At 64.2% G+C, this 13258-nt stretch carries 13 protein-coding genes and 2 tRNA genes; 11 read left to right on the top strand and 4 right to left on the bottom strand.

The annotated features are described in order from the left end of the window. Nucleotides 1-30: 30 nt before the first annotated feature. The 8 genes from gyrB (at nucleotide 31) to B1A87_RS18325 (ending at nucleotide 7111) form a co-directional block, all read left to right on the top strand. The gene (gene gyrB / locus B1A87_RS18350) at nucleotides 31-2118 is read left to right on the top strand and encodes a DNA topoisomerase (ATP-hydrolyzing) subunit B (protein WP_078028433.1); all 2088 of its coding nucleotides are present in this window, start codon (nucleotides 31-33) and stop codon (nucleotides 2116-2118) included. 59 nt (nucleotides 2119-2177) lie between these two features. Then, entirely contained in the window at nucleotides 2178-4859 is a 2682-nt protein-coding gene (gene gyrA / locus B1A87_RS18345; protein ID WP_078028434.1) for a DNA gyrase subunit A, read from the top strand. 48 nt (nucleotides 4860-4907) lie between these two features. Then, complete coding sequence (locus B1A87_RS24205) at nucleotides 4908-5171, top strand: hypothetical protein (protein ID WP_260680946.1); 264 nt, start codon at nucleotides 4908-4910, stop codon at nucleotides 5169-5171. Continuing rightward, on the top strand, nucleotides 5162-5566 hold the full coding sequence (locus tag B1A87_RS24200; RefSeq protein ID WP_260680945.1) for a DUF3566 domain-containing protein: 405 nt from the start codon (nucleotides 5162-5164) through the stop codon (nucleotides 5564-5566). The genes B1A87_RS24205 and B1A87_RS24200 overlap by 10 nt, the downstream gene beginning before the upstream one ends. A gap of 99 nt (nucleotides 5567-5665) precedes the next feature. Further along, a tRNA-Ile gene (locus B1A87_RS18335) sits at nucleotides 5666-5739 on the top strand. Between the two features lie 67 nt (nucleotides 5740-5806). Next, complete coding sequence (locus B1A87_RS23340; protein ID WP_221937595.1) at nucleotides 5807-5923, top strand: DLW-39 family protein; 117 nt, start codon at nucleotides 5807-5809, stop codon at nucleotides 5921-5923. Nucleotides 5924-5995: 72 nt separating this feature from the next. Beyond that, nucleotides 5996-6071: transfer RNA gene (locus tag B1A87_RS18330), tRNA-Ala, on the top strand. A 116-nt stretch (nucleotides 6072-6187) separates the two neighbouring features. Beyond that, the gene (locus tag B1A87_RS18325) at nucleotides 6188-7111 is read left to right on the top strand and encodes a DMT family transporter (RefSeq protein WP_078028436.1); all 924 of its coding nucleotides are present in this window, start codon (nucleotides 6188-6190) and stop codon (nucleotides 7109-7111) included. Between the two features lie 85 nt (nucleotides 7112-7196). On the opposite strand, the gene B1A87_RS18320 is transcribed toward B1A87_RS18325, so the two are convergent. Together B1A87_RS18320 and B1A87_RS18315 are read right to left on the bottom strand one after the other, a co-directional pair. Further along, nucleotides 7197-8072, bottom strand: coding sequence for a glycosyltransferase family 2 protein (locus B1A87_RS18320; RefSeq protein ID WP_078028473.1), 876 nt, complete (start codon nucleotides 8070-8072; stop codon nucleotides 7197-7199). A gap of 159 nt (nucleotides 8073-8231) precedes the next feature. After that, nucleotides 8232-9185, bottom strand: coding sequence for a hypothetical protein (locus tag B1A87_RS18315; RefSeq protein WP_078028437.1), 954 nt, complete (start codon nucleotides 9183-9185; stop codon nucleotides 8232-8234). Between the two features lie 155 nt (nucleotides 9186-9340). On the opposite strand from B1A87_RS18315, the gene B1A87_RS18310 reads away from it, so the two are divergent. From B1A87_RS18310 to B1A87_RS18300, 3 genes are all read left to right on the top strand, one after another. Further along, nucleotides 9341-9886 carry a peptidylprolyl isomerase gene (locus B1A87_RS18310; protein WP_078028438.1) on the top strand — a complete coding sequence of 182 codons (546 nt, stop codon included), beginning with the start codon at nucleotides 9341-9343 and terminating at the stop codon, nucleotides 9884-9886. 8 nt (nucleotides 9887-9894) lie between these two features. After that, a complete protein-coding gene (locus B1A87_RS18305; RefSeq protein WP_078028439.1) occupies nucleotides 9895-10776 on the top strand; it encodes a rhomboid family intramembrane serine protease in 882 nt (293 codons plus the stop codon). 692 nt (nucleotides 10777-11468) lie between these two features. Beyond that, nucleotides 11469-11942 (top strand): carboxymuconolactone decarboxylase family protein, encoded by a 474-nt coding sequence (locus B1A87_RS18300; RefSeq protein WP_078028440.1) that lies wholly within the window; start codon nucleotides 11469-11471, stop codon nucleotides 11940-11942. A gap of 280 nt (nucleotides 11943-12222) precedes the next feature. Here B1A87_RS18300 and B1A87_RS18295 read toward each other — a convergent pair whose 3' ends face one another. Next, entirely contained in the window at nucleotides 12223-12822 is a 600-nt protein-coding gene (locus B1A87_RS18295) for a DNA-3-methyladenine glycosylase I (RefSeq protein WP_078028441.1), read from the bottom strand. 13 nt (nucleotides 12823-12835) lie between these two features. Continuing rightward, nucleotides 12836-13087 (bottom strand): cell division protein CrgA, encoded by a 252-nt coding sequence (locus B1A87_RS18290; protein WP_078028442.1) that lies wholly within the window; start codon nucleotides 13085-13087, stop codon nucleotides 12836-12838. Nucleotides 13088-13258: the final 171 nt, after the last annotated feature.

The raw sequence follows: 13258 nt of genomic DNA, 5'->3' as shown, positions 1-13258 counted from the left end.
ATCATCGAAACAGAGGAGTCGAAAGCGCCTGTGGCTAACGACAATGCAGATATCCAGGCAGTGGAAACCGCAACGGAAGATGCCCCGACGCCTGACACGCCGGCGGAAGCGGTGACACCGCGGGAATACGGTGCCAGCGACATCACCGTTCTCGAAGGCCTTGAGGCCGTGCGCAAACGGCCCGGCATGTATATCGGTTCCACCGGCCTGCGCGGCTTGCACCACCTTGTTTACGAAGTGGTGGACAACTCGGTGGACGAGGCCCTCGCCGGATACTGCACGCACATTGAGGTCGTCCTCCAGGCCGACGGCGGCGTCAAGGTATCCGACGACGGCCGCGGCATTCCGGTGGACATCCACCCGAGCGAAGGCAAGCCCACCGTCGAGGTGGTCATGACCATCCTGCACGCCGGCGGCAAATTCGGCGGCGGCGGATACGCCGTGTCCGGCGGCCTCCACGGGGTAGGCATCTCCGTGGTCAACGCGCTCTCCCGCTGGGTGGACACCGAAGTCCGCAGACAGGGCCACGTCTGGCGGATGTCCTTCGCCGACGGCGGCAAGCCCCAAGGAGACCTGGTCATGGGCGAGGAAACGGACGAAACTGGCACCACCCAGACGTTCTACGCCGACCCGACCATTTTCGAATCAGTCGAGTTCGACTTCGAGACGCTGCGTGCACGCTTCCAGCAGATGGCCTTCCTCAACAAGGGCCTCCGCATCACACTCACGGATGAGCGCGTCACCACCAAACCCGGCGAGGACGACGATCTGGACCTCGACGCCGTGGCCACGGAGGGTGAAGTCAACGCCGAGCACCGCACAGTGGTGTACCAGTACAACGACGGCCTGCTGGACTACGTCAAGCACCTGAACTCCGGCAAGAAGGTGGACGTCGTCCACGAGGACGTCATTGCGTTCGAAACCGAGGACACGGAACGCAAGATCGCCGTGGAAATGGCTATGCAGTGGACCAACGCGTATTCGGAGAGCGTCCACACCTACGCCAACACCATCAACACGCACGAGGGCGGCACCCACGAAGAGGGCTTCCGGGCCGCGATGACCTCGCTCATCAACCGCTATGCGCGGGACAAGAGCATCATCAAGGAAAAGGAAGAAAACCTCACCGGCGATGATATCCGCGAGGGCCTGACGGCGGTCATCTCCGTAAAGCTGGCCGAGCCGCAGTTCGAAGGCCAGACCAAGACCAAGCTGGGTAACTCCGAGGTCAAGGGCTTCGTGCAGCGCGTGGTCACCGATCAGCTCGGTGACTGGCTGGAGCGCAATCCCGGCCCCGCCCGCGACGTCATCCGCAAGGCCATTTCCGCGGCCCAGGCACGCATGGCCGCCCGCAAGGCCCGCGACAACGCGCGGCGCAAGAGCCCCCTGGAATCCTTCGGCATGCCCGGTAAGCTCTCGGACTGCTCCTCGAAGGACCCGTCGAAGTGCGAGGTCTACCTGGTGGAGGGCGACTCCGCCGGCGGATCCGCCAAGCGCGGGCGAAACCCGGAGACCCAGGCAATCCTGCCCCTCCGCGGCAAGATCCTGAACGTGGAGCGTGCGCGCCTGGACAAGGCCTTGGGCAATAACGAAGTCCAGTCCATGATCACGGCCTTCGGCACCGGCATCGGCGAGGATTTTGACCTGAGCAAGCTGAGATACCACAAGATTGTGCTCATGGCCGATGCCGACGTGGACGGGCAGCACATCACCACCCTGCTGATGACCCTGCTCTTCCGCTACATGCGCCCGCTCATCGAAAACGGCTACGTCTACCTCGCGCAGCCTCCGCTGTACAGGATCAAGTGGTCCAACGCGCCGCACGACTACGTATACAGCGACCGCGAACGTGACGCCGTGCTTGTCTCCGGGCAGGCGGCCGGACGCCGTATCCCGAAGGACAACGGGATTCAGCGCTACAAGGGCCTCGGCGAGATGGACTACACCGAGCTTTGGGACACCACGATGGACCCCGACCGGCGTACCCTCCTGCAGGTCACTATGGAAGACGCCGCGGCCGCGGACCAGATTTTTGCGGTCCTGATGGGCGAGGACGTCGAATCGCGCCGTAACTTCATTCAGCAGAACGCCAAGGACGTCAGGTTCCTGGATATTTAGCGTTAGTTCGCGCCTAATATTCCAGATCCGACATATACCTGAAACGGAAAATACAGATTATGAGTGACGAAACCCCCGAGGTTCCCGCGGAATCCGCAGATGCCACGGAGCCGGTGCTGGAAGGCGACGTGCTGATCGACCGCGTGGAGCAGGTTGACCTCCAGACGGAGATGCAGCGGTCCTACCTCGACTACGCCATGGCCGTCATTGTGGGCCGCGCCCTCCCTGACGTCCGGGACGGCCTAAAGCCCGTGCACCGGCGCGTGCTCTACGCCATGTTCGACGGCGGCTACCGCCCCGACCGCTCCTTCAACAAGTGCGCTCGTGTGGTGGGCGAGGTCATGGGCCAGTACCACCCCCACGGCGACACCGCCATTTACGATGCCCTGGTCCGCCTGATCCAGGACTGGACCATGCGCTACCCGCTGGCGCTGGGGCAGGGCAACTTCGGCTCACCCGGCAATGACGGCGCGGCCGCACCGCGGTACACGGAAACCAAAATGGCGCCGCTGGCCATGGAGATGGTCCGTGACATCGATGAGGAAACCGTCGACTTCCAGGACAACTACGACGGCAAGAACCAGGAACCCACCATCCTCCCGGCACGGTTCCCCAACCTGCTGGTCAACGGATCCTCAGGCATCGCCGTCGGCATGGCCACGAACATCCCGCCGCACAACCTCCGCGAGGTTGCGGACGGCGTCCAGTGGTACCTGGCCAATCCCACGGCGAGCCGCGAGCAGCTGCTCGAAGAACTGCTGCTGCGCATCAAGGGACCCGATTTCCCCACCGGCGCCACCATCCTGGGGCACAGGGGCATCGAAGACGCCTACCGTACCGGCCGCGGATCCATCACCATGCGCGCCGTGGTCAACGTGGAGGAACTGCAGGGGCGCACCTGCCTCGTGGTCACCGAGCTGCCGTACCAGGCCAACCCGGACAACCTCGCCATCAAGATCGCCGAACTGGTCAAGGACGGCAAGGTCCAGGGCATCGCCGACCTCCGTGACGAGACCTCGGGACGCACCGGCCAGCGACTGGTGATTGTGCTCAAGCGCGACGCCGTGGCAAAGGTGGTGCTGAACAACCTCTACAAGCACACGCAGCTGCAGGAAAACTTCGGCGCGAACATGCTGGCGATCGTGGACGGCGTGCCGCGCACTCTCAGCCTCGATGCCTTTATCCGGCACTGGGTCACCCACCAGCTCGATGTCATTGCCCGGCGCACGCGGTACCGCCTGCGCAAGGCCGAGGAAGAGGCGCACATCCTGCGCGCGCTCCTGAAGGCCCTGGACATGCTGGACGAGGTCATCGCCCTGATCCGGGCCTCCAACACGACGGAGGCGGCCCGCGACGGCCTGATGGAACTGCTGGATATCGATGAACTGCAGGCCAGGGCAATCCTGGACATGCAGCTCCGCCGGCTCGCTGCCCTGGAACGCCAGAAGATCCAGGACCGCCATGCCGAACTCGAGGCCATGATCGCGGAATTCAACGCGATCCTTGCCTCCGAGGAACGCCAGCGCGAGATCATCAGCACCGAGCTCGCGGAAATCGTGGCCAAGCACGGCGATGACCGCCGCACCAAGATCCTCATGGGCTACGACGGTGACATGTCCATGGAGGACCTGATTCCCGAAGAGGAAATGGTGGTTACCATCACCCGCGGCGGCTACGTCAAGCGGACCCGGAGCGACAACTACCGCTCGCAGCATCGCGGCGGCAAGGGCATCAAGGGCGCGCAGCTGCGCGGCGACGACGTCGTGGAGCACTTCTTCGTCACCACCACCCACCACTGGCTGCTCTTCTTCACCAACCTGGGACGCGTTTACCGGGCCAAGGCCTATGAACTCGCCGAGGCCGGACGCGACGCCAAGGGCCAGCACGTGGCCAACCTGCTGGCCTTCCAGCCGGACGAGCACATCGCCCAGGTGCTGGACCTGAAGGACTACCAGCACTCGCCCTACCTGGTGCTGGCCACCAAGCGGGGTCTGGTCAAGAAGACCCGGCTGGAGGACTACGACACCAACCGGTCCGCCGGCGTCATTGCGATCAACCTGCGGGACGGGGATGAACTAGTTTCGGCCCAGCTGGTCTCCGAGACGGACGACCTCATGCTGGTGTCCCGCAAGGGCCAGTCCATCCGCTTCACCGCCACCGATGACGCACTCCGGCCCATGGGTCGGGCGACGTCGGGCGTCACGGGCATGAAATTCCGTGAGGATGACGAGCTCCTGGCGGCAAACGTCATCACCGAAGGCTCCTACGTCTTTATCGTGACCGAAGGCGGCTACGCCAAGCGCACCGCCGTCGAGGAGTACCGTCTCCAAGGCCGCGGCGGCCTGGGCATCAAGGTGGCCAAGCTTGCCGAGGAACGCGGCGATCTGGTCGGCGCCCTCATCGTCCAGGAGGAAGATGAAGTCCTCGTGGTCATGGGTGGCGGCAAGGTAGTCCGGTCATCCGTGGCAGGAGTTCCGGCCAAGGGCCGCGACACCATGGGCGTCATCTTCGCGAAACCGGACAAGAACGACCGCATCATCGAAGTGGCCCGCAATAGCGAACGCGGCATTGAGGGAGAGGAATCTCCGGAGGATGACGTAACGTTGGCTGAAGGTGCCGGACCCGTAGACGGGTCCGCAGAGGCAGAAACAGCAGAGGCAGAGTCGGCAACCGCCACAGCATCCGAGGATGCGGGCAGCGACGCCGAGCTGAACGAAGACAACACCGGAGGTAACGAGTGAGTAATTCCGACTCATTTCCCAAGCCCTGTCTCTTATACACATCTAGATGTGTATAAGAGACAGCCGGCATCCGCTCCCCGAGTGAATGCCCCGGTGCGTCCGCAGCAGGGCCCGGGCACGCCGTCGGGCGTTCCGGGACAGCGCCCCGCTGCTCCCGGTCAGCGGCCGGCGGGTGCGGGTCAGCGGCCCGCGCAGGGACAACGCCCTGCAGCCCCCGGGCAGCGTCCTGCGACGCCGGGCCAGCGCCCGGCCACTCCGGGTCAGCGCCCCGGCCAGGGCGCCTGTCTCTTATACACATCTAGATGTGTATAAGAGACAGGGTCAAGCCCGCCCCGAAGGCAAAGGTCCGCCGCGCGCGGCTCCTAGTCAGCAAGGTGGACCCCTGGTCCGTGCTGAAGATGGCCTTCCTGCTGTCCGTGGCACTCGGCATCGTCACCGTGGTAGCCGCCATCGTTCTCTGGACGGTCCTGGACCTCACGGGAATCTTTGACCAGGTGGACAGCCTCCTGGGGACGCTGGCCGGCTCCGAGGGCGGCGGCTTCGAACTGAAGAAGGTCGCGTCCCTGGGCCAGGTGGCCTCCTTCGCGACCATTATCGCCGTGGTCAACGTTGTGCTGCTGACGGCCCTGTCCATGCTGTCCGCGGTGCTCTACAACATTTCCGCGACCCTCGTGGGTGGCATCGGCGTCACGCTGACGGACGACTAAAAAGCCCGCGATTCCGCGGAAAAACTCCGGTGGAATGCCTCGATTTGAGATCGGGCTGGGATGTGCTGTAAAGTCGTGTCTCGGCCCGATGAGGCATCGGGGCGTATAGCTCAGGCGGTTAGAGCGCTTCGCTGATAACGAAGAGGTCCCAGGTTCAAGTCCTGGTACGCCCACGGAACCTGCACAGGTTTCATGTAGTTGAGGTGGGATTCGAGAGAATCCGGCCGGAACGGGGTGCGTGTGAAGAAGTTGCTGGTTATTGCAGCTGCGGTCGCAGGCGTCCTGCTCTACAAGAAGGTGCAGGAGTCCGAGGCCCGGAAAACGGTCTGGAGTAAGTCAACCGATACGGTTGAATAGTCCGGATCCCCGGTCCGGAAGCTGGTTAGCCGGCCTCCGGAACTAGGGTATGATTGACGGGTTGCTTCTTATGGGGGCATGGCGCAATTGGTAGCGCACCTGCTTTGCAAGCAGGGGGTTCGGGGTTCGAGTCCCCGTGCCTCCACCATAAGAAAGTCCCGGCCAGGAATGGCCGGGACTTTTGCTTTAACCGGGTAGGAACGCAACCGGCCGGCGCTCTCTGGGCAGGCCGAATCAGCTGCCGCGGCGCACTACTGTGGAACCGTGAACTTTTTCCTTGCGGCCCTGGGTGTCCTCGGCGTCGCTTCGTCGGGACCGCTCATCGCTGCAACGCTGGGTGCCACCACGGTGAGCGCCCTCGCCATCGCCTTTTGGCGCAACGCGATCGGCGCGGCCGTCATGGCCTCGCCCACGCTGATCAGGGAGCCCGACCAGTTCGGCCGCGTCACCGGCAAGGAATTCCGCTGGTCGGTCATTGCGGCTGTGGCCCTGGCCCTGCACTTCGCGTGCTTCATCACCTCCCTACAGCTGACGTCGGTGGCTGCTGCGACGGCGCTGGTGTGCCTGCAGTCAGCCTGGATTGCCGTCATACAGCTCGTGCGCGGCGTGAAGCACCGCTGGCAGGTGCTGGTGGGCCTCGGAATAGCCTTTGGCGGCGTGGTGGCCATCACCGGCTTCGACATGGGAGCCTCGCCCGAGGCACTGCTCGGCGACCTGCTGGCAATGGCCGGCGGCCTCCTGGCGGGGATCTACACGCTGGCCGGCGGGAAGGCCCGCCAGAGCATGACCACGGGGACGTACACCGCGCTCTGCTACGGCATGTGCGCCGCGCTGGTGGCGCTGCTGGCGCTCTCTACCGGCCAACCCCTGGTGGGGTTCGACGCCGGCGGCTGGCTGGGGATCATCGCGATCACCGTCTGCGCCCAGCTGGTGGGTCACACGGCGTTCAACCACCTGCTCGCCACCATGAGCCCGCTGCTCGTCTCGATGATCATCCTGCTCGAGATCCCCGGGGCAGCCCTGCTTGCGGCTTTCTTCCTGCATGAAACGCTGCTGGCCGGGACCTACGGCGGGCTAGCGCTGATCCTGGTGGGGCTCACCGTCGTCGTGATGGGCCAGCGGAACGGCAACGCGGGGCGCGGCAGGCCGCCGCTGGAGCGTCCGCTGGCGGAGCTTGGAACCGACTGAGCTGGAGACTGACTGGGCTGGGGACTGACTGAGCTCTGTCCTACGGCGCGGTCCGAGGCTGGGCCGGCCTGAATCCGGCCTGAGGCTACTGCCCGCCGCGGCGGGCAGGCTGGCTGGTGTTGACGGTGTGGATGGCGCGCAGCAGCTTGGCTGGGAAGTACACCGAGAAGAACACCACCATGGGAGCCTTCAGGGCCATCTTCTTCACGTTGTGGGCCTTGTAGGTACGGTCGAATCGGGTCACGTAGTAGCGGTAGTCACGCGGTGAGTCTTCCAGCCGGCGGGCCGACATTCCGGAGACCATCTGCGGCCAGTACTGGACCTTGAGGTCGTGGTCGGCCAGATGCAGGGAGAGGTCGATGTCCTCGTGCATCTCGTCCTTCTCATCGAGGCAGGTCTCGTCCCGGATGGTCTCCCAAGCAGAGCGCCGAAGGGCCATGTTCGATCCGAACAGGAAGTGGTACTGGTGCTTGGCCAGCTTCAGCATCAGCTGGCGCATCTTGTCGTCGGCCTTGAGGCCGAAGCGGCGCATGGGCATGTCGTAGTAGACAACCGGACCTGTGGCGGCCTGCGTGGACAGCTCGGCAAACGCCTTCTGTACCTGCTCCACCCAGTCTGGTTCCACCACGGAGTCCGCATCGATGCGGCCTAGGATTTCACCGGTGGCGTGGTCGAGGCCAAAGTTGCGCGTGGGGATGAGGCCCTGGGTCGTGTCCTGGCTCAGCAGGATGATGGGGCTCTCCGGGTACTCCTGCTGCATCTGCAGCACGATCGCAGCTGTGCGGTCCTTGGACATGTTGTCCACCACGATGATCTCGTGCGCGGGAACTGACTGGTACACCGCGGCGATGAGGCACTGCCGGATGACGCTTTCCTCGTTATATGCCGGTATCACGATTGATACGCCCGGCGGTTGCGGAGCATCAAGCGGGGCGTCCTCGGAAGATCTATCGGGTGACATCACCTCAAATTTAGCACCGATGGATTTCGTTCCGGCGGCCCGGCCCATCCTGGCCGATTGCGGCCTGACTCCGGGTGATGCGGCAGGAGGGGCCCCGCACCAGGCGGGACCCCTCCTTTTGCACGCCGTTGCGGGCGTGACGCTGTTACTTTTGGTTACTTACGTTCCGGCGGGCTTGCTGGCGACGTTGTCCATGTTGGCGGCAATGTTCTTGACTGCCGTCTTGGCATCCGTGGGAGGTGTGCCGGCGCCGCCTTCAGGATCCTCGGCAACGTGCTTCGCCTTGTCAGGGCCCTCGTCGTCGTTGTCGTCGGAGGCCGCTTCGGCCGAACCGGCCGCGGACTCGCTGACGGTGGCTGCGGGAACGGGAGCGGGCGTTTCAGCCACCGGTGCAGACGCAGTGGGCGTGGACGGGGCCGGCGGGGTGGGTGTAACGGGTGCCGGGGTCTTCCAGGGATCCTCCACGGGCTTGGAAGCCTTCCACGCAGCGACGCCGGCGGCCACGGCCGCGGCGATCACAGCCACAATCAGGAGGCCCCGCTTCTTGGGCTTCTCCGGCTGCACCAGCGCCTTGCCGGTCACTGCCCTGCTGGCATCGGAGGCTGCTGTTTTCAGATGGCCACCGGCCACCTGGGCCTGCTCCTGGATGGTGTGGATGATGCCGGCGTCGCCGAGCTTCTGGGCCACGGCGTCCACTCGGGCAGGAGCGCCCTCCAGGGTGCGGTGGACTGCCTCGGAGGCGGTTCCGATCTGGTCCGAGAGGCGGGGAAGGTATTCCACCACCACGCGGTCGCGGGCCTGGGCAATGACGGGAGTTGCCCTGTCCAGGGCCTCGTGCAGCCGCGGCGTGGCTACCTCAACGGCGTCGTGGATCCTGGGTGCCAGCTGCGCCAGCCCGTCCTGCAGCCGCGGCGTCACGGTGGCGACGCCGTCGGCCAGGTTGTGGGCTGCCGATTTGAGCCCCTCCTGGATCTTGGGGGAAGCGGTGTCAATGCCATGCTGAAGGCGCGGCACAGCCCAATCGACTGCAGCCTCTACCTTGTCCTTCGCGGTGTCAACCGCTGAACTGACCGACAACTCCAGTTCGCGGGCAATACGATCCGATTTCTTCACAACTACCTCCCGATTAATGTGACGGCTCTGTCGCTAGCCTACGTTGATGATGACCCGGGCTGCTATCGTTCCGGCGGATTCAGCGCCGATTTCACCCAGCGCGGAACTGCCTTTACAGCCGCTTCCGCGTTGACCCTCCGTGAAACAATGGCGCTATGACTGCCACAGCAACTGCAAAAGCAACCATCCACACAAGCCTCGGCGACATCGTCGTCAACCTCTTCGGCAACCACGCGCCGAAGACCGTGAAGAACTTCATCGGACTGGCCACGGGCGAGCAGCCTTGGACGCACCCGGAAACCGGCGAAGACAAGACCGGTACGCCGCTGTACAACGGCACCATTTTCCACCGGATCATCAAGGACTTCATGATCCAGGCCGGCGATCCCCTGGGCCGCGGCGTCGGCGGACCGGGCTACAAGTTCGACGACGAGATCCACCCGGAACTGACCTTCAACGCCCCGTACAAGCTGGCCATGGCGAACGCCGGCATCCAGATGGGCAAGGGAACCAACGGTTCGCAGTTCTTCATCACCACCATCCCCACCGACTGGCTGCAGGGCAAGCACAGCATCTTCGGCGAAGTAGCTGACGACGAGTCCAAGAAGGTTGTTGACGCAATCGAGGGCGTCCGCACCGGAATGGGCGACCGCCCGGTTGAGGACGTCACGATCAACAGCATCGACGTCGAGCAGCTCTAACCCACACGATGAGTTACGGAATTCCGTCGGCAGAGCCGTCCGCGCAGGTTCCCGTGTGCCCCCGGCACCCGGACCGGCCCTCCTACGTGAGCTGCCAGCGCTGCGGGCGCCCCGCATGCCCAGAGTGCCAGCGGGCGGCCGCCGTCGGATTCCAGTGCGTTGACTGCGTCAACGAAGCAAAACGTACGACGCCGACTGCCAGAACCGTCTACGGCGGCGCCGTCGCGTCCGACAAACCTTTGGTGACGTTCGGGATCATCGCCCTGTGCGGCGTGCTCTATGTGCTGCAATGGCTGATTCCCGGCGACGAGGTCTACCAAAACCTGGCCTTCGCCACCGTCTACGCCACCCCGGAATACGGGGTGTTCGAGCCCTGGCGCATGCTGACGTCGGCCTTCCTTCATTCGCAGGGCTTTATCCTGCATATCGCGCTGAACATGTACATGCTGTGGATGTTCGGCCAGGCCCTGGAGCCGCTCCTCGGACGAGCCCGCTTCCTTGCCGTGTATCTCCTGTCCGCTATCGGCGGCTCAGTCGGTTATCTCCTGCTGACACCCGGCTACGTCCCGGGACAGCCCATCACAGGCGTCGTCGGCGCCTCGGGCGCCATCTTCGGGCTTTTCGGCGCCATGCTGGTGGTCCAGCGGCACCGCGGCGGAGACACCAGGCAACTCTGGGTACTCATCGCCATTAACGGCGTCATCGGTTTCCTGGTGCCCCAGATCGCCTGGCAGGCCCACCTGGGTGGCCTGATCACGGGTGGCCTCTGCGCTGCGGCGATCGCCTACGCCCCGCGTGGACCCCGCCGCAACCTCATGCAGGCAGGCGGCCTGGCCCTGGTCGCGGCACTGCTGGTGGCGGCCACCTGGTTCCGCATCATCGTCGGCTAAACCGCCAGACGCCAGCCCCGCACGGGCACAGACCGTCGCGCCGCGCCTAGTCCTTCCAGGCACCGAATGCTTCACCGTCCAGGCCTTTTCCCCCAGCCATACCCCGCTTCGTCCGAGGCGGGGTTTCTGGTTTTAACGGGTTTTCCACAGGGGTTATCCACACTGTTGGTAACTTACACGGCTGTAGTTCAACATTCGACGGCCCAAATTCCGCGCGGACTGGCGGTTCTTGCGCTCCGGGGGTCTGCGGCGTCCACACATGTGGATAACCCGCCACGGCGGAGTTGTGGTTAAGTGGACAACTTTGACGGGACGACCACGCTCCGCGGTGCCGGAAGGCGATCTATCAGTTCTGGACGCTCCTGTCCCCACCACGGCGGCGTGAAGCCCGGCTTATGCGGGATGGAACAGCCGGTGAACCCATGACGAACCGGACCGGCAGCACACATTTTCAACAGGGTTATTCACAGTGTTAATAACTTACATGCATGTAGTTCGCGACAAACGCGTGCTGTGAAGGCCTACATCGCGGCGATCGCCCACAGATATCCCACAGGTTATCCCCATCTGTGGATAACCTGTGGGAAGCTGCCTGTTGCTAAGTGGATAACTTCGCTCCGCGTGTAGTCTCGGATGAGTTGCCAGCCACGTGGACCCCGGAGGTCGTGGCCCGATGTTGCGAGGAGTATCCCGTGAGTAACCACTCCACCGAACATGTCTTCCTGGACAAGGAGCACCCTGCAGCCTGGCGCGCGTTGAACGGCCTGGGACTGAAGGCCAAGGAGGCTGCCCTCGAGGCTGGTTTGGACCCCAAGGTCATTGAGCTGCTGAACGTCCGCATCTCGCAGATCAACGGCTGCGCCTATTGCCTGGACATGCACGTGGCTGACGCCCTGAAAGGCGGTGAATCCGTGCAGCGCCTCGCAGTCCTGTCCGCCTGGCGCGACACCGCCCTGTTTGACGGCACCGAGCGTGCGGCCCTGGCCCTGGGAGAGAGCATCACGAACCTTCCGGACGCCCGGGAGCGGGACCTTGAGGACGGCTATGCCCGGGACCACCTGTCGGTCGAGCAGTACTCGGCAGTAAGCTGGTTGGCCATTGCCATGAACGCGTTCAACCGGGTGTCGATCACCAGCCAGCACCCGGTGCGGCGCAAGCAGGAGTAGCCAGGCAACGTTTTCCACAGACTTTCCACATCTGTTAATAACCCGCTGGCGCAACAATGGTGGCAGCGAAGGCCTTGGCGCGGCTTTCAGGTGGGCCCGGGGGCCGCGGCTTATCCACACTGTGGATATCGTTACCAACATGTGTGGACGGTGCCCATGGGTGGGCTTCGGATGACCCGGGAACGGTCCTGTACGAGGACGATGTGCAGCTCGTCGTTGCGCCCGGCCTGAGCTAGCGGAACCGGAGTCAGCCATCCTCCGAGGTGGGGGCGGCGACGTGCTATGAGCGCCAGACTCCGGACGTACCGCGGCGGTGGCTGTCCACGAGGTGCGTGTCCACCATGCCGATGGCCTCCATGAGGGCAAACATGGTGGTGGGGCCGACGAAGGCGAAGCCCTTTTTCCTTAGCGCCTTCGAGAGCGCGATGGACTCCGGCGACGTCGTCGGAACGTCGGCGTACGTGACAGGCTCCGGCGTGGAGGCCGGCTGAAACTGCCAGACGAAGTCCACCAGCCCGCCCTCGGCACGCAGTGCAATGGTTGCCTGCGCGTTGGTGATGGCGGCGCGGATTTTGAGCCTGTTGCGCACGATGCCCGGATCCTGGAGCAGCCGCTCGACGTCGGCATCGGTAAACGCGGCAACCGTCTCCGGGTGGAAATTGTGGAAGGCCGCGCGGAAGGCGGGACGCTTGCGCAGGATGGTGGCCCAGGACAGGCCCGCCTGGAACGCCTCCAGGCTGATGCGCTCGTAGAGGCCCTGTTCATCCCTTACGGGCAGGCCCCACTCGGTGTCGTAGTACTCGCGCATGAGGGGGTCCGACGAGGCCCACAGCGGACGTGCCAGGCCATCGTCGCCGATGATGATGCCTTCCACCGTCATGAAGTGGCGCGGGTCAGGAGCGCCAGCGGGTGGTCATCAGGAAGCCCGCGATGGCGATGCCGAAACCGGCCAGGATGTTCCAGGATTCCCAGGACTGGACGGGGAACTGTCCCTCGCTGATGTAGAACGTGATGATCCACAGCAGGCCGATGATCATCAGGCCGAACATGACGGGCTTAAACCAGACGGGGTTCGGCTTGTACGCCTGGGCGGAGACGGGCTCGGCCGGGCGGGCAGTCTTCTTACGTGGCTTTGACTCGGGCACATGTCCTCCTTGGCGGGCTGAATCAAGAGTGTGGACCGTGGCTTGATATCCTGCAGGAAGGAAATCGCCGGCGGTCGGGGTGCTCTTGGTCAAGTCTGAAGTCTTACTAGCAGCCAATTCTAGCTGTAGTTCAGGCCACACCGGCGCCCGCCGCAACCGCCTTGGAGGAGA

This window comes from Arthrobacter sp. KBS0703, from assembly GCF_002008315.2.
Taxonomy (GTDB): domain Bacteria; phylum Actinomycetota; class Actinomycetes; order Actinomycetales; family Micrococcaceae; genus Arthrobacter.
This window is presented reverse-complemented; position numbering and strand designations above follow the sequence as displayed.